Genomic DNA, 23,460 nt, shown 5'->3' with positions numbered 1-23,460 from the left:
ATCAGGACGCGGGCGCTCGCCCCCGCCGCACGGCGGAACGCGAACGCGCCCCGGTCCCTGGGGAACCGGGGCGCGCCTGCGTGGTCACGGTGCTCACTCCGCCGCGTCGGACGGCTGACCGTCCTGGGCGGGGCGCTCGCGCCAGCCGAGGTTGCGTGCCATCGCCTGGAGCGTCTCGAGCGTGGTCGTGTAGTCCTCGTCCGCGATACCGGCGGTCACCGCATCCCGGACTCCCTGGATGCGCGCCAGCGCCGACTCGTACGCCGCACGCCCGGCCTCGGTCAGCTCGACGCGCTCGTTGCGCTCGCCGGACAGGGTGACCCATCCGCGCTCCGCGAAGTCGGCGATGGTCGACTCGACGCGGGAGGCGGGGGAGTGGTGCCTGCGCGGGTGGTCGTGGTGGTGGGGGTGCTCGCCGTGGTGGTGGTCACCGTGCGGGTGCTCGCCGTGGTGGTCGTGCGGGTGCTGGTGGCCAGCGGCGAACGGACCGGGGCGGTGTGGGTGCTCCCCGTGGTGCTGCGCGCGCAGCCCCTCGAAGCGCTGACGGCGTTCCTCCCAGAAGGCGGCGCGCTCGCTGTCGGAGGCGAATCGGGGGTGGTCGCCGAAGCGTCCGTGCCCGTCGCTGTCCCGCCGGGACTCGCCGCGGCCGTTCCAGCCGCGCGTGCCGCCGAACGGCATGCGGCCTCTGCCGCCTCGGTTGTCTCGGCTGGCCCGTCCACGGCGGGGCGGGAGGGCAGCGGCGACCTCGTCGACGCTGGTGGCGTCGTCGGCGATCGTGCTGAGGATGCGCCAGCTTCCGCGGCGGAGGTCGAAGTCGGAGAGCTCGTCGCGCATCCGGTGGCGGAGCTCGTGCTCGATGACGCCGAACCAGTAGGCCGGCGGGGTGGTGTGTGAATTCGTGTGGGTGTTCATTGTCGAACCCTTTCCTATTGCATGTACTGTTACAAGCAGTTGTATGATTACATACATGGAAATGGATGGTCAAGCCCCCGAATCCGATTCGCAGGATGCGGACATCGTCGCGCTCGTCGAGCAGTCGCTGATAGCCGTGCGCCACGACCAGTCGCGGCGTCGGATGCACGGAGGCCCGCCCAGCCACGGGATGCCCGGACGCCCGCCGTGGCAGGACGGCTTCGGCCGCACCGCCCACGGCGGCCCGGGCTGGGGCGGCCACGGCGACCACCACGACCCGCGCACGCACGACCACGGTGAACATGGCGAACACGGTGGTGGCGATCAGGAGCCGGGTACTGGCGCAGGCCCCTTCCCCGGCTTCCCCGCGTTCGGCGACTCCGGTCGTCCGGGTCCCGGACGCCGCGGCCGCCCCGACGGCTCACTCGGACGCGCCGCCCGCTTCCGGATGCTCGACGTGCTCGAAGCGGCCGAGCGTGACGGCACGACGTACTCGATCAGCACCCTCGCGCCCGCCATCGGGGTCGACCAGCCGCGGGCGAGCAGGCTCGTGCAGGAGGCGGTCGATCGCGGACTCGTCAGCAGGGTCACCGATCCGGCGGATGCGCGGCGCACCCTCATCCAGTTGACCGCCGCGGGACGCAAGCAGATCGGCGAGGTGCGCACCCACCGGCGCTCGGCGGTGGAGCAGGCCCTCGCGACGTTCACGCCGCAAGAGGCGCGGGAGTTCGCCGACCTGTTCGCCCGGTTCGTGCGGGCGTGGCCGCGCGACTGACCGCCGACGCCCGCTTCCCACCCCAGCGCGCGAAAGAAATTCCGAAATCTCCCCGCATTCATGTCGATCGGGGCTCGCGCCGTTCGACCTCTGGGTGCAAAGGTCGAAGAGCGACCTCAGATCAAGGAGAAAACCCAATGTCCAAGTACATGCTCATCCTGCGGCCCACCGAGGCTGCTGCGGCGGCTTTCGCGAACGTCGACTTCACCGAGGTCCTGAATGCGATGGGCCGGTTCAACGACGAGCTCATCCGGGCCGGCGTGCTGCTGGCCGCCGAGGGTCTCGCCGACCCGAGCGAGGGCGTGGTCGTCGACTTCACCGGGGAGGCGCCGATGGTCACCGACGGTCCGTACGGGGAGACGCGCGAGCTGTTCAACGGCTACTACATCCTCGATGTCGCCTCTGTGCAGGAGGCCGTCGAGTGGGCGAAGCGGGCGCCGATGACGTCCGGCAGCATCATCGAGATCCGCCGTGTGCCGTCGATCGACGAGTTCCCGCAGGACAACGAGTGGATCCAGAAGGAACGCGCCTGGCGCGAGCAGACCGGGCAGCTCTGAGCACGCCAGGCTCGCCCACCCCGGCGCCCACCCCGGCGCGCGCGGCGGTCGAGGCGGTGTGGCGCATGGAGTCCGCCCGCATCGTCGGCGCCCTCGCGCGCTACACCGGCGACTTCGCGCTGGCCGAAGACCTTGCCCAGGAGGCGCTCGCAGAGGCGCTCGTCTCCTGGGCGGTCGACGGCGTCCCCGCGCAGCCGACCGGCTGGCTGCTGACCGTCGGGCGGCGCCGGGCGATCGACTCGTTCCGCAGGAGGGCGGCCCGCGACGAGCGGTATGCGCTCCTCGCCCGCGACCTGGAGGAGGAGCTGCCGGGTGCCGACGCCCTGTTCGCTCCGGATGCCATCGACGACGACGTGCTCGCGCTCATGTTCGTCAGCTGTCACCCCGTCCTCTCCCGGGAGGCAAGGATCGCCCTGACCCTGCGGGTCGTCGGCGGTCTCACGAGCGAGGAGATAGCGCGGGCGTTCCTCGTGCCGGTGCCGACCATCCAGGCCAGGATCACCCGCGCGAAGAAGACCATCGCCGCCGCGCGCATCCCGTTCGCGATCCCGGAACCCGACGAGCGCGCCGAACGCCTCGGCTCGGTGCTGCAGGTGGTCTATCTGGTGTTCTCGGAGGGCTCGTTCGCATCCACTGGCCAGACGTGGATGCGCACCGACCTCGCCGACGAGGCCAGGCGGCTGGCGCGGGTGCTGGTGCGCCTCGCCCCCGAGCCGGAGGTGTTCGGCCTGCTGGCGCTGATGGAGCTGACCGCCGCGCGCTTTCCGGCCAGGATGGATGCGCGGGGCGAGCCGATCCTGCTCGAAGACCAGGACAGGGGTCTGTGGGATCAGGCGGCGATCCTCCGTGGTCGCGCAGCTCTCGCGCACGCCGCATCCGCCGGCCGCGGGCTCGGGGCGTACGGTCTGCAGGCGTCGATCGCCGAGTGTCACGCGGTGGCGCCGTCGGTGGCGGAGACCGACTGGAAACGCATCGTGCTGCTCTACGAGGCACTCGGCCGGCTGGCCCGGTCGCCGGTCATCGAGCTGAACCGCGCGGTCGCGGTGGCCATGTCCGACGGCCCGGCAGCGGGCCTCGCGCTCGTCGACGCGATGGTCGCGCGCGGCGACCTCGCGGGCTCCTACCTGCTTCCGGCCACCCGGGGCGAGCTGCTGACGCGCCTCGGCCGACGGGATGCGGCCATCGCCGCCCTCGAAGAGGCGCACGCCGCCTGCCCATCACCCCCCGAGCGCGCCGCCCTCGCCCGCAAGCTCGCCGCCCTCCGCGCCCCCTGACAGCGCGAGCGCGGGGATGACGCGGTCGCGGAGCAATGGGGCGAGGTCGCCCAGCGGGTCGGCCGGGTCCGACCAGCGCAGCTCGGCGATCTCCGCAGCGGCCACCGGCACGCCGGCGAGGTCGGCTGCGTACACCGTCGCGTCGAGCGTGTGCCCGGGTTCGTTCGCGGCGTCGGCCTCCCACGCACCCAGCAGACGGAGTTCGTCGATGGCAAGCCGGATGCCCACCTCCTCGCGCACCTCCCGCACCGCGGCCTCAGCCGCGGACTCGCCGGGCTCCGGCTTGCCGCCGGGCAGCATGAACCGGGATGTTCCCCGCTTGCGCACCGTGAGCACGTGCCCGTCCTCCCTGACGAACGCGACGGCGGACACGATGATCACGGGGTGCGGCATTCTTCGAGCGTATCCCGGCTGCATCCCACGTCGTCGTCCCGCCTCCCCGCCCGCGCGCATCCATCGAGTCCGAAGTTGTTCACGCCCAGCGCGGCGTGTCGCGTGAACGAGTTCGGACTCGATTACTTCGTAGCGCGCACCGGGATGAGGAGGGCGAGGCCCGCGGCCAGCACCAGCACGATCCCGAGGATGCCCCAGTACTGCGCGCCGCCGACCGCGACGAACGTCGCGAACAGCAGCGGCGCGAGGAACGACACGGCGCGTCCAGTGGTCGCGTACAGCCCGAACACCTCGCCCTCGCGGCCGGCGGGCGTGACCCTCGCGAGGAACGTCCTGCTCGCCGACTGCGCCGGCCCGACGAACAGGCAGAGCACGAGGCCGCCGATCCAGAACGCCGTCGCGCCGAGGTCGTGCGCGAAGAACACCGCGAGCCCGGCGATCACGAGGCCGACCAGGGAGGTGACGATCACCGGTTTCGCGCCGAACCGGTCGTCGAACCGGCCGGACACGAAGGTGCTGATGCCCGCGACCACGTTGGCCGCGATGGCGAAGATGATGACGTCGCCGCTGCTGAACCCGAACGTGCCTTGGGCGAGGATGCCGCCGAACGTGAACACCCCGACCAGCCCGTCGCGGAACAGCGCGGACGCGATCAGGAAGAGCACCGTGTTCCTGCTCTCCTTCCACAGCGTCCCGATGTCGCGCACCAGCACGCCGTACGACTGGAAGAACCCGACGCGCGGGCGGCGGGAGCCGATCGGCATCTCTGGCACGGCGATCAGCACGGGCAGCGAGAAGATCAGCGTCCAGGCGGCGGCGATCAGCGCGATGATCCGGATGTTGAGGCCGGCGTCCTCGGTGACGTGGAGCATCCCGCCCGTGCCGTCGTCGTTGCCGGTGACGAGACCGAAGTAGACGATGAGGAGCAGGACGATGCCGCCCAGGTATCCCGCGCCCCAGCCGAAGCCGCTGACCCTGCCGACCGTCTTCGGCGTGGAGACCTGCACCAGCATCGCGTTGTAGTTGACCGTCGCGATCTCGTAGAAGATCGTGCCGACGGCCACCAGGACCACTCCGAACAGGAAGTAGCTCGGCTCGCCGACCACGAAGAACATCAGCGCGGTCATCACCACGACCACGCCGGTGTTGATGCCGAGCCACAGCTTGCGCCTGCCGGACCCGTCGGTGCGCTGCCCGAGCACCGGCGCGATCAGGGCGACCACGATGCCCGCGATGGCGAGCCCCCAGCCGAGCCCGCTCGACAGCGGGGCCTCTGCCGCGGTGACGGCGGCGTGGGCCGGTCCTTTGAGGTCGGTCTCCGCATCCCGGGCGACGACGAGGGCGGGGTCGACGAACAGGCTGCCGGTCAGATAGACGGTGAACACGAACGTGGTGATGACCGCGTTGAACGCCGCGCCGCCCCAGTCCCACAGCGCCCACGACACCACTTGACGACGCGGGATGCGCCGCTCGGCCGAACTGTCCACGAACAGCGGAGAGGTCGAGGTGACCAGGGCGTCGGTGTTCGCGGGCGCCGGCTGCTTGCCGCGCTCGGCGTCGCTGCCGTTCGCGCTCGGAGGAGTGCTCATGTGCACAGCGTATGGGTTCGCGGTTGCCGGAGGGTGAACCGGGACGCCGTGGCGCGCCCGGTGCCGATGATCCGTGCGCGCACGGTTCCCGGTGTCGTCCGGACGCCGGTAGGCTCGCGGCCGAAGGTGCTCCGGATGCGCAATATGTCCGGAGCGGCATACGAGGCACGGGAGGCTGGAATGACCGCTACGGCGCACGAGGTTCGACAGTACGGCTGGGTGCGGCATCTGCTGCCCCGCATCGTGATCGGCGCGCTCATCGCCGCCGCGCTGGTCGGCGTGTACGCGGTCGTCATCGGCCGGTTCGACGAGACCTGCTGGCGGCTCATCGGCACCATCGCGCTGCTCGTGTTCTTCTCGCTGGTGTCCTGGTACGACGCGGACGTCTCCGCCCGGCGCGCTCCCTGGTTCGGGGTGGTCAGCGTGATCACGTCCGCCTACCTGCTGATGGCCGGCCTGGCGAAGATCTGGGTGCCGCTCGCGGGCGGACCGTACGATCCGTTCGCCTACCGCCCGTGGTGGGAGCCGTTCGCCTGGTTCGCACTGGTGGCGGTGACCAGGCTCGGCCTGCTGCACATCCATCTGGTGCTGAACACGCAGCGCCGGTTCACGGGCCCGGTGATGAGCAACGTGACCGTGGTGACCCTGCTGCTCGTGGGTGCGCTGACGCTCGGCCTCTCGCTGCCGCTTGCGCTGCCGACGGTGGACTTCGGCGAGACGTACTGGCGGCTGCTGGCGGTGGTGGCGATCCTGGATGCGCTGGGCACGATCCTGATCCCGCTCACGTACTCGCTGTTCGGGCCGAAGGCGGCGGTGCAGCAGCAGGTGCCACCGCCCGCGGCGACGTTCGCGCCGCAGGCGTTCCCGTCGGCGCCGCCCGCCGCATCCACCCCGCCGATGGCGTTCACGCCGCCTGTCGCGCCCGCAGCGCCCGAATTCCCCGCCCAGGCCGCGCCCGCCCCGCCGGCTGCACCCGCCGCACCGACCGCATCCACCACCCCGGTGCCGCCGACCGCCGCGTACCCGCGGCTCGACGCCGCCGCCGGGCTACGGCTGGAGTGGCCCCGCTACATCAGCGGCCAGCCGCTCCCTGCTCGCCCAGACGGCTCCCCGGACTTCACGGGCGTCGTCGGATACTGACCCGCGGGATGCCTAGATCGCGATCGGCAGCGTGTACTGGTTGCCGCCGTGGTTGCGCACCTGGCGGTGCAGGCTCTCCATCGTGATGTCGAGCTGGTTCGCCTTGACGGCGGCGTCGGTGAGGTCGCGCAGCAGCTCATCCGGCACCTCGCCGTCGTACTTGTAGTAGATCTTGTGCTCGAGGCTCGCCCAGAAGTCCATCGCGACCGTGCGGATCTGCACCTCGACGGGCACCGCGATCGGCCCGCCGGACAGGAACACCGGGACCTCGACGATCGCGTGCAGGCTCTTGTAGCCGTTGGGCTTCGGGTGCGCGATGTAGTCCTTCACCCGCAGCACGTTCACGTCCGCCTGCGCGGAGAGCAGTTCGAACACGTGGTAGACATCGGAGACGAAGCTGCAGACGATCCGGATGCCGGCGATGTCGGTGATCGCTTCCCGGATCGCGTCGAACGACGGCTCGCACTCTTTGCGGACGATCTTCTGCTCGATGCTCTCGGCCGACTTGAGCCTGCTGTTGATGTGCTCGATCGGGTTGTAGTCGTGCAGTTCGGCGAACTCTTCGCGGAGGATCGACACTTTGGTGGAGATCTCGTCGATGCCGAACTTGTAGGGCATGATGAACCGCGCGAAGTCCGTGTTGAACGCCTGCACCTCATCCAGAGTCGCCGGGTCGATGTTCTGCAGAGCCTCGATGGCCCTGGACGACAGCAGCGGGCCGTTGTGATCGACGTGAAAGGACTCCGGAACCATGTACAGCACGCTATCGACGGTCCTTGTGGAGGCGGTGTGAATCCGCGGGGTTCGCCGTTCCCGTACGAGTCGCAGTGGGGCGACCCGCGCTGCAACGAGGCGCTGATCGTCCGCGGGGAGGACCCGGCGGCTCTCCACGACTGGATGCTCGACGGGTATGCGACCGCCGACGAGTACCGCTACTGGGCACGCAACGTCTGCGGGCTGGCGTGCCTCCGGTCGGTGGTGCGGGTGTGGCGGCCGTCCGCCGCCGGCGCGACGATGCGCGAGCTGATCGACGGGGCGATGGATGCGGGCGCGCTCGTCCCGGAGGAGCACACCGTCCGCGGCCTCTACTACCGCCCCTTCCTCTCCTGGATCGCCGACGAGTTCGGCCTGGACGGCGAGGTCGTCGAGGGGTCGACCGCACGCGAGCACTTCTCGGCGGTGGCGCCCGGCGTCGTGGCCATCGCGTCCGTCACCCCCGAGATCCGCTACCCGGACCGGCCCAACGAGCGGGTGGGCGGCCACCTCGTGCTCGTGCACGGCTTCGACGGGGAGACCGTGTCGTTCCACAATCCGTCCGGCATCGGGCGGACGGCGGCGGACGCATCCCTGCCCGTGGACGAGTTCGAGCGCTTCTACGCCGGGCGCGGGATGCTCCTCCGCGACTGAGAATTCACGGCTGGATGCGCCGTTCTTCCCGCCGATTCCGGGAATGAAACCCCTCTCGCCAAAGTTGAGTCTAGTGTGCTCAAGTTTAGAGCTCGCAGCTTGACAGCCTCCCCCGCGGATGCGACACTTGAGCCGTCGGGACTCAACTCTTGACCCCCAGTTTTTACAACCAAACATCCAGCAACAAAAGGAGAACAGCACATATGTCACGTGCAGTAGGAATCGACCTCGGAACCACGAACTCGGTCGTCGCCGTCCTCGAGGGTGGCGAGCCCACCGTCATCGCCAACGCGGAGGGTTTCCGCACCACCCCGTCGGTCGTCGCGTTCACGAAGGACGGCGAGGTGCTCGTCGGCGAGACCGCCAAGCGCCAGGCCGTCACCAACGTCGACCGCACCATCGCGTCGGTCAAGCGCCACATGGGCACCGACTGGACGGTCGAGATCGACGGCAAGAAGTACACGCCGCAGGAGATCTCGGCCCGTATCCTCGCCAAGCTCAAGAGGGACGCCGAGCAGTACCTCGGAGACACCGTGACGGACGCCGTCATCACCGTCCCCGCGTACTTCAACGACGCAGAGCGTCAGGCCACCAAGGAGGCCGGTGAGATCGCGGGCCTCAACGTGCTCCGCATCATCAACGAGCCCACCGCAGCGGCACTCGCGTACGGCCTCGACAAGGGCAAGGAAGACGAGCTCATCCTGGTCTTCGACCTCGGTGGCGGAACCTTCGACGTCTCCCTCCTCGAGGTGGGCAAGGACGACGACTTCTCGACCATCCAGGTTCGTGCGACCGCCGGTGACAACCGCCTCGGTGGAGACGACTGGGACCAGCGCATCGTCGAGTGGCTGATCAAGCGCTTCAAGGACTCGACCGGTGTCGACGTCTCGAAGGACAAGATCGCTCTGCAGCGTCTGAAGGAAGCCGCTGAGCAGGCCAAGAAGGAGCTCTCGTCGAGCATGTCGACGAGCATCCAGCTGCCGTACCTGTCGCTGACGGAGAACGGCCCGGCCAATCTCGACGAGACGCTCACCCGCGCCCAGTTCGAGCAGATGACCAGCGACCTCCTCGACCGCACCAAGAAGCCGTTCCAGGACGTCATCCGTGAGGCCGGCATCAAGGTGTCCGACATCTCGCACGTCGTGCTCGTCGGTGGTTCGACCCGCATGCCCGCCGTGAGCGAGCTCGTGAAGCAGGAGACCGGCGGCAAGGAGCCCAACAAGGGCGTGAACCCGGATGAGGTCGTCGCCGTCGGCGCCGCACTCCAGGCCGGCGTCCTGAAGGGCGAGCGCAAGGACGTCCTGCTCATCGACGTGACCCCCCTGAGTCTCGGTATCGAGACCAAGGGCGGCATCATGACGAAGCTGATCGACCGCAACACCGCGATCCCGACCAAGCGCAGCGAGACCTTCACGACCGCGGACGACAACCAGCCGTCCGTCGCCATCCAGGTCTTCCAGGGCGAGCGTGAGTTCACCCGCGACAACAAGCCGCTCGGCACCTTCGAGCTCACCGGCATCGCCCCGGCACCCCGTGGCATCCCGCAGGTCGAGGTGACCTTCGACATCGACGCCAACGGCATCGTGCACGTGTCCGCCAAGGACAAGGGCACCGGCAAGGAGCAGTCGATGACGATCACCGGCGGATCCTCGCTGCCGAAGGACGACATCGAGCGCATGGTGCGCGAGGCCGAGGAGCACGCGGCCGAGGACAAGAAGCGTCGTGAGACCGCCGAGACCCGCAACACGGCCGAGCAGCTCGCATACTCGATCGAGAAGCTGATCAAGGACAACGAGGACAAGCTCCCCGAAGACGTCAAGAACGAGGTCCAGGGCGACGTCGACGCGTTGAAGACCGCACTCGCGGGCGACGACGAGGACGCTGTCAAGACCGCGTACGACAAGCTCAACGCGAGCCAGCAGAAGCTCGGAGAGGCGATCTACTCGTCCGCTCAGGCCGACGCGGGCGCCGGTGAGCAGGCTCCTGCAGGTGACCAGCCCGCCGAGGAGAACTCGGACGAGGATGTCATCGACGCAGAGGTCGTCGAAGACGAGGAGAAGAAGTAAGCATGTCGGACCAGAACCCCAACGGGCAGGGCGAAGACCCTGAGCGCGAGGAGCCGGTAGTCCGCCCTGATCCTATTAAGGGAACTGAGCGGAGGATCGACCCCGAGACCGGCAAGGTTCGGCAGCCGGCGGGCCAGGACGGCCAGGAGGGCGGGGACGCCGGAAACGACGCCCCCGACCTCGCCCACGAGGAACTCGTCGATGTCGGCCCGGCCGACGGCGAGGGCCTCGGGTCCTTCCTCTCCGACGAAGACCTGGACGTGCTGAGCGGCCAGTCGACGGCGGACCAGCTCGCGGCCGAACGGCTCGCCGACCTCCAGCGGGTCACCGCGGAGTACGCGAACTACCGCAAGCGGACAGAGTCCAACCGCGAGATCGAGCGCGAGCGCGCGGTCGGCGACACGGTGAAGAGCCTTCTTCCCGTGCTCGACGACCTCGACCGTGCCGAGAAGCACGGCGACCTCGAAGAGGGCAGCGCGTTCTCGACCATCGCGGCCAAGCTCCGGACCACCGCTGAGCGACTCGGCCTCACGCCGTACGGCGAGAAGGGCGACCCGTTCGACCCGCAGATCCACGAGGCGATCTTCCAGCAGCCGACCCCCGGCGTGACGGTCGACACCGTCGCGGACGTGGTCGAGACGGGCTACAAGCTCGGCTCCACCACGGTGCGGGTGGCCAAGGTCGTCGTCGCGGTTCCGGCCTAGGCTCCGGATGCGCACGCCACGCGAAGCGGCGGGATACTCATCCCGCCGCTTCCGTGGTGCGCGCTCGCGATAGATGCAGACTTCAGACACACAGACTTCACACCAACAGACTTCATACCTACAGGCACACACAGGCTGAGAAAGGAGGCGCCGTGGCAAGCCAGGACTGGTTCGACAAGGACTTCTACAAGGTTCTTGGCGTCTCCAAGGACGTCACCCCCGCGGAGCTCAAGAAGGTCTACCGCAAGCTCGCGCGCAAGTATCACCCGGACTCCAACCCGGGCGACCCGGCGGCAGAGGCCAAGTTCAAGGAGATCAGCGAAGCGCACTCCGTGCTCGGTGATCCCGAGCAGCGCAAAGAGTACGACCAGATCCGCGCGATGGGCTCCGGCGCCCGCTTCACCGCGCCGGGCTCGGCAGGCCAGGGCGGCTTCGACGACGTGTTCGGCGGGATGTTCGGCGGCGGTGGCAACCGCGGATACAGCTACCAGCAGGGCGGCAACTTCGACGACGTGTTCGGAGGGCTGTTCGGCAACAGCGGCGGTGGCTTCGGTTCGGCGAGCGGCGGATTCCGCGGCTACGGCGGACCGACCCGCGGCCGTGACGTGACCGCGCACACCACCATCGACTTCATCACGGCGACCAAGGGCGAGACCATCACCCTGCAGGCGTCGGACGGCAAGCCGATCAAGGTCAAGATCCCGGCCGGCGTCGCCGACGGGCAGAAGATCAAGCTGCGCGGCAAAGGCCAGCCCAGCCCGGACGGTGGAGAGCCGGGCGACATCGTCCTCACCGTCACCGTGCGCAAGCACCCGGTGTTCGAGCGCGACGGGCTCAACCTGCGCGTCACGGTTCCCGTGACCTTCGCGGAGGCGGCCCTCGGCGCGACCATCGAGGTGCCGACGCTGGGCGGCGACCCCGTCAAGCTGCGCGTCGCTCCCGGAACGCCGAGCGGTCGCGTGCTGCGCGTCAAGGGCCGCGGGGTGCAGACCTCGAAGGGCACCGGCGACTTGCTCGCCGTCGTCCAGGTGGCCGTGCCGTCGCACCTGTCCGCCGAGGCTCAGGAGGCGCTCAAGGAGTTCGCCGCGAAGCTTCCGGACGAGAACCCGCGCGAAGAGCTGCTCGCCAAGGCCCGCACCTGATCATGGATGAGAACAGCCAGGTCTTCGTGATCTCGATCGCGGCCGAACTGGCGGGGATGCATCCACAGACCCTCCGCCAGTACGACAGGCTCGGTCTCGTCAGCCCGAGCAGGACGGCGGGCAAGTCCCGCAGGTACTCGATGCGGGATGTGGCGAAGCTGCAGGAGATCGCGCGGCTCGGTGCGGAGGGCGTGAGCCTGGAAGGGATCAGGCGCATCCTGGACCTGGAGGATCAGGTGGGTGCGCTCACCACCCGGGTGCGCGAACTGGAGACGGCGCTGGCCGACGAGCTCCTGAACCGCCCGGGCCACCGCGTGTTCGCCGCCGGCCCCGCGGGCGAGGTCGTCTCGCTGCGCGCGGGCACCCGAACCAGGCGCAGCACCCAGGTGGTCGTCTGGCGCCCGCTCGACAGAGACTGAAGCCTCTCGCCCGTCTAGGCTGTCAGCGGCGATACGTCCCGCCTCACGAGGGCGGCGCATCCCGAACAGCTTCAGCACCCCCACGAGGGGCCGTCCACAAGGAAGGTGGCGATGAAGGCTCTCTTCAAGAGCGAGGCCGGACCCGGTCTCGAACTGGTCGACGTACCGGAGCCCGTGATCGGGCAGGAGGACGTCAAGATCCGCGTGCTGCGGACGGGCATCTGCGGAACCGATCTGCACATCCAGCGCTGGGACGACTGGGCGGCCTCCGCCGTCGTCGCCCCGCTGATCCCCGGGCACGAGTTCTTCGGCGAGGTGGTCGAGGTCGGGCCGCTGGTGCACGACGTCGCCGTGGGCGATCAGGTATCCGGCGAAGGGCACATCGTCTGCGGAACCTGCCGCAACTGCCGGGCCGGCCGCCGGCAGATGTGCATCCGCACCCAGGGCCTCGGCGTGCAGCGCAACGGTGCGTTCGCCGAGTACCTCACCCTCCCCGCCGCCAACGTGTGGGTGCACCACAGCACCATCGAGCCGGAGGTCGGCGCGCTGTTCGACCCGCTCGGCAACGCGGTGCACACGGCCCTCGCGTTCCCCGTGGTCGGCGAGGACGTGCTGGTCACCGGATGCGGCCCCATCGGCCTGATGGCCATCGCCGTCGCGCGGCACGTCGGAGCGCGGTTCATCGTCGGCACGGACATCAGCGCATCCCGGCTCGCCCTCGCGGAGGGCATGGGCGCCGACTACACGGTCGACGTCTCGCAGGCCCCCATCCGCTCAGCGCAGGAGGCGCTCGGGATGCGCGAAGGCTTCGACGTCGGCTTCGAGATGAGCGGTGCGCCCAGCGCGCTGCCGCAGATGATCGAGAACATGAACCACGGCGGCCGCATCGCGATGCTCGGCCTCCCCTCCGCGCCGATCGCGATCGACTGGGGCAACGTGGTCACCCACATGCTCACCCTCAAGGGCATCTACGGCCGCGAGATGTTCGAGACCTGGAACGCGATGGGCGCGATGCTGCAGACGTCGGCGACGCTGCGCGACGCCATCGCCTCCATCGTCTCCGACCGGTTCGCCGCGCGGGACTGGGAGAAGGGGTTCGCCGCCGCGGCGTCTGCAGGCGGAGGCAAAGTGATCTTGGATTGGACGGAGCTCTGATGTACGGAACGTTTCGGGAGACGGTCGCGACGCAGCTGAGCGAGATCGAGGAGGCCGGGCTCACCAAGCACGAGCGCAGCATCCACGGTCCGCAGTCGTCGCAGATCGTGGCGGACGGCGCGGAGGTGCTCAACTTCTGCGCCAACAACTACCTGGGCCTCGCCGACCATCCTGCGCTACGGGATGCGGCCAAGCTCGCCCTCGACGACTGGGGCTACGGCCTCGCCAGCGTGCGCTTCATCTGCGGAACGCAGGAGCAGCACCTGGAGCTGGAGCGGCGGGTGTCGCAGTTCCTCGGCACGGAGGCGACCATCCTGCTCTCGTCGTGCTTCGACGCGAACGGCGGCGTTTTCGAGACCCTGTTCACCGCGGACGACGCGATCGTCTCCGACGAGCTGAACCACGCATCCATCATCGACGGCATCCGCCTCTGCAAGGCGCAGCGGTTCCGCTACAAGAACCGCGACCTGGCCGACCTGCGCGCCCAGCTCACCGCGGCACGGGATGCGGGCGCCCGCCACACGGTGATCGTCACAGACGGCGTGTTCTCGATGGACGGGTACATCGCCCCGCTGCGCGAGATCTGCGACCTGGCCGACGAGTTCGGCGCCCTGGTGTTCGTGGACGACTCGCACGCCGTCGGATTCGTCGGAGAGCACGGGAGGGGGACGCCCGAGTTCTGCGGCGTGGCGGACCGGGTGGACATCTACACCGGCACGTTCGGCAAGGCGCTGGGCGGCGCATCCGGCGGCTACGTGTCGTCGCACCGCGAGATCGTGGACCTGCTGCGCCAGCGCGCACGGCCCTACCTGTTCTCGAACACGCTGGCGCCGTCGATCGTCGCCGGCACCATCGCGGCACTCGACCTGCTGGAGCAGTCCGACCACCTGCGGGCGCAGCTCGTCGCCAACGCTGCACTGTTCCGCTCGCTGATGACCGAGGCCGGCTTCGACCTGCTGCCGGGCGAGCACCCGATCGTGCCGGTGATGTTCGGGGATGCAGCGCTCACTGCGCGCATCGCCGACGAGATGCAGCGCCACGGCGTGTACGTGACGGCGTTCTCGTTCCCGGTGGTCCCGCGCGGGAAGGCGCGCATCCGGGTGCAGCTGTCCGCGGCGCACACGGAGGACGAGATCCGGCGCTGCGTGGAGGCGTTCAGCGCTGCCCGGGATGCGGTGGGCTAGCGCTCCCTGCCCGCCCCGCCACTTCTGGGGGCGGCAGTGGACTCGCGCGCGATGACGCGCACGGGCGGTGCGTCGACGCGTTCGACGCGCTCGCCCGCGCGCATTCTCGTGTACGCGTCGTGCAGGGTCGCCGCGAGGGCGTCCGCGTCGAAGGCGACCGTGCTGAGGCGCGGGATGAACTCGGCGGAGCCCGCGTGGTCGTCTGCGCCGACCACCGACACGTCGTGCGGCACGTGGATGCCCGCGTCGGCCAGCGCGCGCACGGCCGCCATCGCGAGGCGGTCGTCGTATGCGGCGACGGCGGTGGGGCGCTCCGCGTCGAAGCGCCAGCCGCGCGCCCAGTCGCGGAGGGAGGCCGCCGACGTGCCGGCGTGGGAGACGGTGAGGGTGGCACCGGCGCGTGCTGCTGCGGCGCGCGCCCCGGCGAGGCGGGCGGCGGCGGTCGCGGCGGCCGTGGGGTCTGTCGGGGCGATGAACACGATCCGGTCGTGCCCGAGCCGCGTGAGCTCGCTGACGGCGGCGTCGCCGAACGGCTCCTGCGGCACGACGAGGGTGGGGGCGTAGCCGACCGGCTCCTGGCCGTGCACGATCAGCGCGCGGACCCCGGCGAGGCGCAGCAGCTCTGTCGCCTCCGCGTCGCAGCGGGCCGCCTCGGCGAGCACGGCCTCCGGGCGCAGCCGAGCCCAGAGCTGGGCGGCCTCCGCACCGGTGAGGTCGGTCTCGACGTGGCTGAGCGCATCCACCCCGTCGTCGACGGTGCGAGCGAGGAGTGCGGCGAACGCGCGTTCCAGCGTGGCTCCGCTGTCGCGCCCGGATGCGGTGAACAGCAGCCCGGAGACCGCCTCTCCGCTGGCGAGCGACCGCGCCGCCGTGTTGGGTGTGTAGCCGAGCAGCCTGGCGGCTTCGAGCACGCGGTGCCTGGTGTCGTCGGAGACCCGGGAGTTGGGCTTGTCGTTGAGCACGAAGGAGACCGTCGCGCGCGAGACGCCTGCCGCGAGGGCGACGTCTGCGCTCGTCGGGGCTTTGACGACGTGAGGGGTGAACATCCTGGTCTCAGTCTAGGCCGGAGCGACCTCGATGGTTACGCGAGTAAGCGGAAAACCGACCAATGACTTGTATTAAGCCGGACGGTGTCCTATGGTTACGCGTGTTAGCACGCAACGTCGCCTGCTCGAAAGGACAACCCCTGTGACAACGCCGTCGGAAGAAACCGGCACCACCCCCCAGCGTCCGGTTCAGCCCACCATCCCCTCCAACCTCTCCGGAGTGCCAGAAAGCTCGGCGCTCGCGTCGACGATCACCACCGCCGGCAGCCCGTTCAGCGCGGCCCCGACCTCCGCCGTCAGCGCGCAGCGCCCGGAGAAGGTGCGCATCCGGGGCAGGCTGCTCAAGCTGATGCTCTCGATGATGGTGGGCAACATCGCCATCTTCGCCATCTGGGGCGCCGTGCCCGGCGTGCTGCTCCCCCTGCAGGTGCAGGGCATCGTCGGCGAGCAGAACAGCGGGCCCATCTTCGGGCTCGTGGCGACCATCGGCGCGTTCGCCGCGATGATCGCGCAACCGGTCGCGGGCCTCGTCTCCGACCGCACACGCAGCAGGTTCGGCCGCCGCGCCCCGTGGATGGTGCTCGGCGTGCTGCTCGGCGGCCTGTCCCTCCTCTTCATGGGCGCGGCCAACGGCATCGTGCAGCTCACCGTCGGCTGGGTGATGGTGCAGATCACCTTCAACTTCGCCCAGGGCCCGCTGAGCGCGATCCTGCCCGACCGTGTCCCGAGCGGGGCGCGCGGAACGTTCTCGTCGCTGTCCGGGCTCGGCCTCATGCTCGGCTCGCTCGGCGGCTCCATCGCCGGGGCCCAGTTCGCGAAGTCGATCCCGGCCGGCTACCTCACCTTCGCCGGAATCGCACTCATCGTCATCGTGCTCTTCGTGCTCTTCAACCCGGACAGCTCCAACAAGGGGGAGCCGAAGCCGCCGTTCAGCTTCGTCGCCTTCCTGCAGACGTTCTGGGTCAGCCCGCGCAAGCACCCGGACTTCTTCTGGGGCTTCACCGGCCGCCTGCTGCTTTACGCCGGCTACTTCATGGTCACCGGCTTCCAGCTGTTCATCCTGCAGAAGTACATCGGTCTCGGCGACAACGCCGTCGGCATGGTGCCGGTGCTCAGCCTGATCAGCCTCGTCGGCATCATCATCACCACCCTCATCGGCGGCCCGATCTCCGACAAGATCGGCCGCAGGAAGATCGTCGTCATCATCGCGGGCTCCGTCATGGCCATCTCGCTGGTGTTCCCGCTGATCCTGCCGACCGTCACCGGGATGATGCTGTTCGCCTTCGTCTCCGGGCTCGGCTTCGGCGCATACCAGGCCGTCGACACCGCCCTGATGAGCGAGGTCCTCCCGTCGAAGGACGACTTCGCCAAAGACCTCGGCGTGCTCAACATCGCTGCCACCCTGCCGCAGACGCTCGCCCCCGGACTCGCCGGGCTGCTCGTCTTCGCTTTCAGCTCGTACACGCCGCTGTTCCCCGTCGGCATCGTGCTCGCCCTCGTCGGAGCCTTCGCGGTCCTCCCGATCAAGTCAGTGCGCTGACCAGCGCATCCATCGAACCGAAAGACGCACCAACCATGACCGACCTCAGCACCGACATCGACACCGACTCCGTCGTCGCCGGCCTCGTCTCTTCCCTCACCCTCGAACAGAAGGTGCGCCTGCTCACCGGCGCCTCGTTCTGGACGCTGCACAGCGAACCGCAGATCGGGCTCGACACGATCGTCGTCTCCGACGGGCCCGCCGGTGTGCGCGGTCAGCTCTGGGACGAGAGGGACAGCTCGGCCAACCTTCCGTCGCCGACCGCGCTCGCCGCATCCTGGGACGTCGACCGGGTGTACGCACTCGGCCAGCTGATCGCTGCGGAGGCGCGTCGCAAGGGCGTCGGCGTCGCACTCGGCCCGACCGTCAACATCCAGCGGTCGCCGCGCGGCGGCCGTCACTTCGAGGCGTACAGCGAGGACCCGTGGCTGTCCGGCGTCGTCGGCACGGCGTTCGTCAAGGGCGTGCAGTCCTGCGGCGTCGGCGCGACCCCGAAGCACTTCGTCGCCAACGACAGCGAGACCGACCGCATGACGGTCAACGTCAACGTGGATGAGCGCACCCTGCGCGAGGTCTACCTCGCGCCGTTCGAGCGCATGGTCACCGAGGGCGGAGCCTGGCTGGTGATGTCGTCGTACAACTCGGTCAACGGCGTCACGATGACCGAGAACGAGTTGCTGCGCTCCCCGCTCAAAGACGAGTGGGGCTTCGACGGCGTGGTCGTCTCCGACTGGATGGGCGTGCGCGACACGGTCGCGGCCGGTGTCTCGGCACAGGACCTCGCGATGCCGGGTCCGGACGGCGTCTGGGGCGATGCGCTGGTCGAGGCCGTGCGCGCCGGTCAGGTGTCGGAGACCGACATCGACGAGAAGGTGCTGCGCATCCTGAGGCTGGCAGGGCGTCTCGGCGCGCTCGACGGTGTTGAAGCGGCGACCCCGCTGGCCGAGCCGTGGCCGGCCGAGCGCATCGACGCGCTGCTCCGTGAGGCCGCGGCGGACGGCATGGTGCTGGTGAAGAACGACGCGGCGGGCGCATCCCCCGTCCTGCCGCTCGGCACGGACCCCGGCACCGTCGCGGTGATCGGTCAGCACGCCCGCATCGCCCGCAGCCAGGGCGGTGGATCGGCGACGGTGTTCCCCGATCACGTCGTTACCCCGCTCGACGGTCTGGAGGAGGCGTTCGGCGCAGAGCGCGTGTCGTTCGCGCCAGGGGTGCGGGCCTCCGAGTCGCTGCTCCCCGTGGATGCGACGGTCGCCACCGATCCGGCGACCGGCGAATCCGGGGTGCACGTGCGCTTCCTCGGCGCGGACGGCGGCGTGGTGCTGGACGAGCACCGCGGAAGCGGCCGCCTCACCTGGCTCGGAGACCCCGTGCTCGCCGACACGGCGGTGGTCGAGGCGACCACCACGTTCACCGCGCCGGAGGACGGCGAGTACGCGGTCGGCTTCGCCGGTCTCGGGCTGTTCCGCTTCGAGGTCGACGGTGAGCTGAAGAGCGACGGCCTGTTCTTCCCCGACGGCACCGACCCGTTCATGGCGTTCCTCAACCCGCCCAAGCAGTCGTTCCCGATCACGCTCGCGGCCGGGCAGACGGTCGCACTGCGGCTCGAACACCGTCCCCAGCAGCAGCTCGGACTCGCGGCCGTGATGTTCACGCTCGGGTACGAGGAGCCCTTCGGCAGCGCGGACGACGAGCTGGAGCGCGCCGTGTCGCTCGCCGCGGCCTCCGACGTGGCCGTCGTGGTCGTCGGCACGACGGAGCAGCTGGAATCGGAGGGCTTCGACCGCGACGGCCTGCGCCTCCCGGACGGGCAGGACGAGCTCGTGCGCCGCGTCGTCGCCGCGAACCCGCGCACCGTCGTCGTCGTCAACTCGGGCGGCCCGGTGATCCTCCCCTGGCTCGACGACGCTCCCGCCGTGCTCCTCACCTGGTTCCCCGGCCAGGAGATGGGCCACGCGCTCGCCGACGTGCTGACCGGCGCCGTCGAACCGGGCGGCCGCATCCCGACCACCTGGGCGGCGACGGAGGACGACGTGCCGGTCTGGCAGGTCGAGCCCGTCGACGGCCAGCTCTACTACGACGAGAAGCTCAACGTCGGCTACCGCGAGTGGATGCGCAGGCAGGCGGCGGGCGGACCGGCCCCGGCCATCCCGTTCGGTCACGGCCTCGGCTACACGAGCTGGGAGTTCGGGGAGCCGAGCGTCGAGGGCGGCGGTGCCGGCGGTGTCGGCCTCGAAGTCAGCGTTCCCGTGACCAACGTCGGCGACCGTGCAGGCAAGCAGGTGGTGCAGGTGTACCTGAGCCGGGTGTCGGACTCCGACATCGAGCGACCGGTGCTCTGGCTCGCGGGCTACGCGGTGGTGCGCGCGGAGGCGGGAGAGTCGGCGGTCGCGACCGTCGCCATCGAACCGCGCTCGCTGCAGCACTGGTCGGTCGACGACCACGCCTGGCTGACCGAGGGCGGCACGTACGCGGTGCGCGTCGGTTCGTCGGTAGCGGAGCTGTCGGAGGCGGTGGAGTTCACGGTGTGAGCGGTGCGCTGGTCACGCCGTGTGGATGCACGGTGTGACCAGCGTGGTTCAGTTCTGCCGGTTGCCGCCGGGGTGTCTGGAACTGCTGTGCTTCGACATCCCGTACACGGCCAGGACGAGCCCCACGCAGGCAGCGCAGAGCCCCGCGACGAATGCTGCGATGACGAACGGGTTCAGCTGAGCCGCCGTTCCGTTCAGGTCGGCATCGACGCCGCTTTCGAACAGCGTGGTGCCCGACCAAAGGGCTGAGACCGTGCCCACGAGGGCAAGGGCAAGTCCGATGAGACTCGTCTTCACGGTTGCCTCACTGCGGGTTGCACGCCGCGAGAACAGTGCGCGCGTAGCCGACGTCGGGACGCCACGAATCCAGGTTCCAGGGTGTCTTCCAGATCCCGACGTTGGCTGCGTGGCAGACGAGTTGGTCCCGCCATTTGTTTCCTTCGTAGGCGGCGGGAACGATCGCCTTGTAGTTCGCGTAGATCGTGTCTCCCGAGTACGCATTCCACTTGATCTGTGCAGGATAGACGCTGATGATCGTTCCCTGCGAGCTGCTGTTCTGGACGATCTTGGTGTAGAAGCCGTTGCTTCCGAGTGTCGTCGGATCGGCGACGATCGGGTACGCCGACCCGACGCCATGCTCAACTATCTGCGTGAGCGTGGTTCCGTTGATGACGTACCGCGTCGCAACATCCTTTCCTCGCGCATCCTTGGCCCACGGCAGCGCGATGGAGGCCACGAGTTCTCCCGCTCCGTCGACAGCGACAATTCCGCCGTCCGCCAACCGTCGCAATGTCACGCCACCGGAGCAGTCATAGTCATACGAGTACGACGTCGGCGCATCCGCCCCTTCGATGATGGTGTTGATCTGCACACTGCCGTCGCTTTGGACAACCGGGACCGTGCTCGATCCATTGCGGTTGTCGAATGACACCACACCCGGCTTCTGCACCTCCGCGTCCGCCGCCTGGTCAGCGAACGGGAGGCCGATCGAGACCGTGCCGCCTTCGCTGCCCAGTGTGATGCCGTTGGATGCGTCGACCGGCACCGTCACCGTCGCCCCGGCCACGGTCGCGTCGATCGCATTCTCACCGGTAGCGGTCGTCGGCACGCTAGCCGCAGACTCGATGGTCTCTGGTGTTGCGGAAGCCACCACCGCCAACGTGTCGTCCGGGTTATCCGCGAATGCGGGAACCGCGCCAGCCGTCCCGATTGTTGTACCCACTGCGAACGCGGACACCCACCGCTTCGTCACCTTCGTCATGCTGTTCCTCTCGTCATCGAGTAGAAGCCGGGATATCTAAAATTCCGAACCTAACGTCATACACTAATCCATCCTCTATGTGGCGCGCCCTGCACTGCTCACGCGTCCCCGCAGCCACAACGCCCCGCGCCTCCACCCCACCTCACCGTGTGACCGGGTAGCGTGGGGGAGCCCTCCCGGAAGGAGACCCCATGATCGTCGACAACGCCGTCTACGTCGACGGTCGGCGCACCGCTGACCCGACATCGCTGGAGCAGACGTTCGAGACGGTGCGGGAACGCAACGGGTTCGCCTGGATCGGCCTGTACCGGCCGACCGAGAAGGAGCTGGCCGCCGTCGCGACCGAATTCGAGCTGCCGGAGCTCGCCGTGGAAGACGCCCTGAGCGGGCACCAGCGCGCAAAGCTGGAGAAGTACGGCACCACGACGTTCGTGGCGCTGCGGCCCGCGCACTACATCGATGAGACCGAGAAGGTGGAGTTCGGTGAGGTGCACGTCTTCCTCGGCGAGCAGTTCGTCATCACCGTGCGGCACTTCGAATGGCCGGACCTCTCGATCGTCCGGCACAGGATGGAGCACGACGCGCGGCTGCTCGCACCCGGTCCGATCGGGGTGCTCTACGGCATCCTGGACCAGATCGTCGACGACTACGCCCCCGTGATCGCCGGTCTGGAGAACGACATCGACGAGATCGAGGACCAGCTCTTCAACGGCGACCGCACGGTGTCGCGCCGCATCTACGAGCTGTCTTCCGAGGTGATGACGTTCCAGAGGGCGGTCAACCCGCTCGGCGGTGTGCTGCAGAGTCTCAGGGACGCGCTCGCCGCATCCGGTGCGGACGAGTCGTTGCGCGACCGGTTCCGGGATGTGCACGACCACGTCATCCGGATCGTGGAGCGGGCGGACGGATTCCGGCAGATCCTGCAGAACGCGCTGCTGGTGCACACCACGCTCGTCGGCCAGGCGCAGAACGACGAGGTCAAGAAGATCTCGTCCTGGGCGGCCATCCTGTTCACCCCGACCCTCGTCGGCACGATATACGGGATGAACTTCGACCACATGCCGGAGCTGCACTGGGCGCTCGGCTACCCGTTCGCGCTCGCGCTGATGCTGGCGACCGGCATCGGGCTGTACTACGCGTTCAAGCGGAACAACTGGCTCTGACGCCGGAGGCGCGGGGCCGGTGTGCATCCCGCGAGGCTGGGTGGCATCCCGGGGCTGCGAGAATTGATCCCGTGTTCGAGTATGCGCGGTTGCGGCGGTGGCCGGATGTGGAAGGCGAGAACCTGTTCGCCTCGGATGCGGCCGACCGCCTGATCGCCGACCTGGCACGGGATGCGGTCGCCGCGGCTGCCGATGGCGAGGTCGTCGTCATCGGCGACGCATACGGCGCGCTCACCCTGGCGGCGGCCGCGGAGGGCGCCACCGGTATCCGCGTGCACCAGGATCCACTCACCGGAGAACAGGCGCTCGCCGCCAACGCCGCCGAGCTCGGCTACTCCGACGCATACCGCGGGCTCCCGCTCGACGCCGAACTCGTCTGCGACGCGCGGGTGGTCCTGCTGCGCCTGCCGCGGAGCCTGGATGCGCTGGACGAGATCGCGACGCTGGTGGCGGCGCACGCGCATCCGGATGCGGTCGTCTACGCGGGCGGAATGCTGAAACACATGAGCCTGGCGATGAACGACGTGCTCGGCACGGCTTTCGCTTCCGTCACGGCGTCGCTCGCCCGGCAGAAGGCGCGTGTGCTCACCGCCGCGCATCCGCAGCCGGTCGCGGGCGCGGACGACCGGTGGCCGCGGCGTTCGCACGACGACGAACTCGGGATCACGGTGTGCGCGCACGGCGCCGCGTTCGCGGGTACCTCGGTCGACATCGGCACCCGCTTCCTGCTCAGCGTGATCGACGCCGCCGCTCCGGATGCGCACACCGCCATCGACCTCGGCTGCGGAACCGGCGTGCTCGCGACCACGCTCGCCCTGCGCAGGCCGGGCCTGCGCGTCATCGCCACCGACCAGTCCGCCGCGGCCGTCGCCTCGGCCACGGCCACCGCAGTGGCGAACGGCGTCGCCGACCGCGTCACGGTGGTGCGCGACGACGGTCTCGCCGGGCAGCCGGATGCGAGCGCCGACCTGATCGTCCTCAACCCGCCCTTCCACATCGGCAGCGCCGTGCACACCGGGATCGCCCACCGGATGTTCGCCGACGCCGGACGCGTCCTCGCCTCCGGCGGTGAACTGTGGACGGTCTGGAACTCGCACCTCGGCTACCGCTCCGCGCTGGAACGTGCGGTCGGGCCGACCAGGCAGGTGGCGCGCAACGCCAAGTTCACGGTCACGGCCTCCCGCCGCGAGTGACCGTGGCGG

General features: G+C 69.4%; 22 protein-coding genes. 15 read left to right on the top strand and 7 right to left on the bottom strand.

All coding sequences use genetic code 11. The features are described 5' to 3' along the window. Positions 1 to 93: 93 nt before the first annotated feature. A complete protein-coding gene (locus B7438_RS03895; RefSeq protein WP_085368240.1) occupies positions 94 to 912 on the bottom strand; it encodes a hypothetical protein in 819 nt (272 codons plus the stop codon). A 55-nt stretch (positions 913 to 967) separates the two neighbouring features. On the opposite strand from B7438_RS03895, the gene B7438_RS03890 reads away from it, so the two are divergent. The 3 genes from B7438_RS03890 (at position 968) to B7438_RS03880 (ending at position 3,518) form a co-directional block, all read left to right on the top strand. Beyond that, on the top strand, positions 968 to 1,687 hold the full coding sequence (locus B7438_RS03890) for a MarR family winged helix-turn-helix transcriptional regulator (protein ID WP_256921852.1): 720 nt from the start codon (positions 968 to 970) through the stop codon (positions 1,685 to 1,687). 137 nt (positions 1,688 to 1,824) lie between these two features. Then, positions 1,825 to 2,244, top strand: a complete 420-nt coding sequence (locus tag B7438_RS03885) for a YciI family protein (protein WP_085368238.1) — start codon at positions 1,825 to 1,827, stop codon at positions 2,242 to 2,244. A gap of 65 nt (positions 2,245 to 2,309) precedes the next feature. Continuing rightward, on the top strand, positions 2,310 to 3,518 hold the full coding sequence (locus B7438_RS03880; protein ID WP_218775135.1) for an RNA polymerase sigma factor: 1,209 nt from the start codon (positions 2,310 to 2,312) through the stop codon (positions 3,516 to 3,518). Here the strand turns inward: B7438_RS03880 and B7438_RS03875 are convergent. Continuing rightward, the gene (locus B7438_RS03875) at positions 3,462 to 3,911 is read right to left on the bottom strand and encodes an NUDIX domain-containing protein (RefSeq protein WP_143465583.1); all 450 of its coding nucleotides are present in this window, start codon (positions 3,909 to 3,911) and stop codon (positions 3,462 to 3,464) included. The two genes, B7438_RS03880 and B7438_RS03875, sit on opposite strands and share 57 nt — an antisense overlap. Positions 3,912 to 4,033: 122 nt before the next feature. Next, positions 4,034 to 5,500 carry an MFS transporter gene (locus B7438_RS03870; protein WP_085368237.1) on the bottom strand — a complete coding sequence of 489 codons (1,467 nt, stop codon included), beginning with the start codon at positions 5,498 to 5,500 and terminating at the stop codon, positions 4,034 to 4,036. A gap of 135 nt (positions 5,501 to 5,635) precedes the next feature. On the opposite strand from B7438_RS03870, the gene B7438_RS03865 reads away from it, so the two are divergent. Then, positions 5,636 to 6,640, top strand: coding sequence for a hypothetical protein (locus tag B7438_RS03865; RefSeq protein WP_143465581.1), 1,005 nt, complete (start codon positions 5,636 to 5,638; stop codon positions 6,638 to 6,640). A gap of 12 nt (positions 6,641 to 6,652) precedes the next feature. On the opposite strand, the gene B7438_RS03860 is transcribed toward B7438_RS03865, so the two are convergent. Further along, positions 6,653 to 7,393, bottom strand: a complete 741-nt coding sequence (locus B7438_RS03860) for a GTP pyrophosphokinase family protein (protein ID WP_085368394.1) — start codon at positions 7,391 to 7,393, stop codon at positions 6,653 to 6,655. A 36-nt stretch (positions 7,394 to 7,429) separates the two neighbouring features. Between B7438_RS03860 and B7438_RS03855 the strand changes: the two genes are divergently transcribed. The 7 genes from B7438_RS03855 to B7438_RS03825 all read left to right on the top strand — a co-directional run bounded on the left by B7438_RS03855 (position 7,430) and on the right by B7438_RS03825 (position 14,717). Then, complete coding sequence (locus B7438_RS03855) at positions 7,430 to 8,047, top strand: C39 family peptidase (protein ID WP_085368235.1); 618 nt, start codon at positions 7,430 to 7,432, stop codon at positions 8,045 to 8,047. Positions 8,048 to 8,250: 203 nt separating this feature from the next. Then, positions 8,251 to 10,113, top strand: coding sequence for a molecular chaperone DnaK (gene dnaK / locus B7438_RS03850; protein WP_085368234.1), 1,863 nt, complete (start codon positions 8,251 to 8,253; stop codon positions 10,111 to 10,113). A gap of 2 nt (positions 10,114 to 10,115) precedes the next feature. Then, the gene (locus tag B7438_RS03845) at positions 10,116 to 10,817 is read left to right on the top strand and encodes a nucleotide exchange factor GrpE (RefSeq protein ID WP_085368233.1); all 702 of its coding nucleotides are present in this window, start codon (positions 10,116 to 10,118) and stop codon (positions 10,815 to 10,817) included. 152 nt (positions 10,818 to 10,969) lie between these two features. After that, positions 10,970 to 11,959 carry a DnaJ C-terminal domain-containing protein gene (locus B7438_RS03840; protein WP_085368232.1) on the top strand — a complete coding sequence of 330 codons (990 nt, stop codon included), beginning with the start codon at positions 10,970 to 10,972 and terminating at the stop codon, positions 11,957 to 11,959. Between the two features lie 2 nt (positions 11,960 to 11,961). Then, positions 11,962 to 12,378: a heat shock protein transcriptional repressor HspR gene (locus tag B7438_RS03835; RefSeq protein WP_085368231.1), complete on the top strand. Its 417-nt coding sequence runs from the start codon at positions 11,962 to 11,964 to the stop codon at positions 12,376 to 12,378. A gap of 111 nt (positions 12,379 to 12,489) precedes the next feature. Next, entirely contained in the window at positions 12,490 to 13,533 is a 1,044-nt protein-coding gene (tdh, locus tag B7438_RS03830; RefSeq protein ID WP_085368230.1) for an L-threonine 3-dehydrogenase, read from the top strand. Then, positions 13,533 to 14,717: a glycine C-acetyltransferase gene (locus B7438_RS03825; protein ID WP_085368229.1), complete on the top strand. Its 1,185-nt coding sequence runs from the start codon at positions 13,533 to 13,535 to the stop codon at positions 14,715 to 14,717. The genes tdh and B7438_RS03825 overlap by 1 nt, the downstream gene beginning before the upstream one ends. Here B7438_RS03825 and B7438_RS03820 read toward each other — a convergent pair. After that, positions 14,714 to 15,763: a LacI family DNA-binding transcriptional regulator gene (locus tag B7438_RS03820; RefSeq protein ID WP_085368228.1), complete on the bottom strand. Its 1,050-nt coding sequence runs from the start codon at positions 15,761 to 15,763 to the stop codon at positions 14,714 to 14,716. The two genes, B7438_RS03825 and B7438_RS03820, sit on opposite strands and share 4 nt — an antisense overlap. A 142-nt stretch (positions 15,764 to 15,905) precedes the next feature. On the opposite strand from B7438_RS03820, the gene B7438_RS03815 reads away from it, so the two are divergent. Further along, entirely contained in the window at positions 15,906 to 17,303 is a 1,398-nt protein-coding gene (locus B7438_RS03815; RefSeq protein ID WP_168690486.1) for an MFS transporter, read from the top strand. Positions 17,304 to 17,338: 35 nt separating this feature from the next. Next, positions 17,339 to 19,834, top strand: coding sequence for a beta-glucosidase (locus B7438_RS03810; RefSeq protein ID WP_085368226.1), 2,496 nt, complete (start codon positions 17,339 to 17,341; stop codon positions 19,832 to 19,834). Between the two features lie 48 nt (positions 19,835 to 19,882). Here the strand turns inward: B7438_RS03810 and B7438_RS03805 are convergent, their stop codons facing one another. Both B7438_RS03805 and B7438_RS03800 read right to left on the bottom strand, forming a co-directional pair. Next, entirely contained in the window at positions 19,883 to 20,131 is a 249-nt protein-coding gene (locus tag B7438_RS03805) for a hypothetical protein (protein WP_143465579.1), read from the bottom strand. Positions 20,132 to 20,138: 7 nt separating this feature from the next. Further along, positions 20,139 to 21,071, bottom strand: a complete 933-nt coding sequence (locus tag B7438_RS03800) for a DUF2599 domain-containing protein (protein ID WP_179150716.1) — start codon at positions 21,069 to 21,071, stop codon at positions 20,139 to 20,141. A gap of 215 nt (positions 21,072 to 21,286) precedes the next feature. Here B7438_RS03800 and corA point away from each other — a divergent pair, with 215 nt between their 5' ends. Both corA and B7438_RS03790 read left to right on the top strand, forming a co-directional pair. Beyond that, the gene (gene corA / locus B7438_RS03795; RefSeq protein ID WP_085368223.1) at positions 21,287 to 22,258 is read left to right on the top strand and encodes a magnesium/cobalt transporter CorA; all 972 of its coding nucleotides are present in this window, start codon (positions 21,287 to 21,289) and stop codon (positions 22,256 to 22,258) included. A gap of 71 nt (positions 22,259 to 22,329) precedes the next feature. Then, positions 22,330 to 23,451, top strand: coding sequence for a class I SAM-dependent methyltransferase (locus B7438_RS03790; RefSeq protein WP_218775129.1), 1,122 nt, complete (start codon positions 22,330 to 22,332; stop codon positions 23,449 to 23,451). Positions 23,452 to 23,460: the final 9 nt, after the last annotated feature.

The sequence above is a fragment of the Leifsonia sp. NCR5 genome (genome assembly GCF_002105485.1).
Classification (GTDB): Bacteria; Actinomycetota; Actinomycetes; order Actinomycetales; family Microbacteriaceae; genus Leifsonia.
The sequence above is the reverse complement of the archived record's forward strand: the minus strand, read 5'-3'. Positions and strand labels throughout refer to the sequence as shown.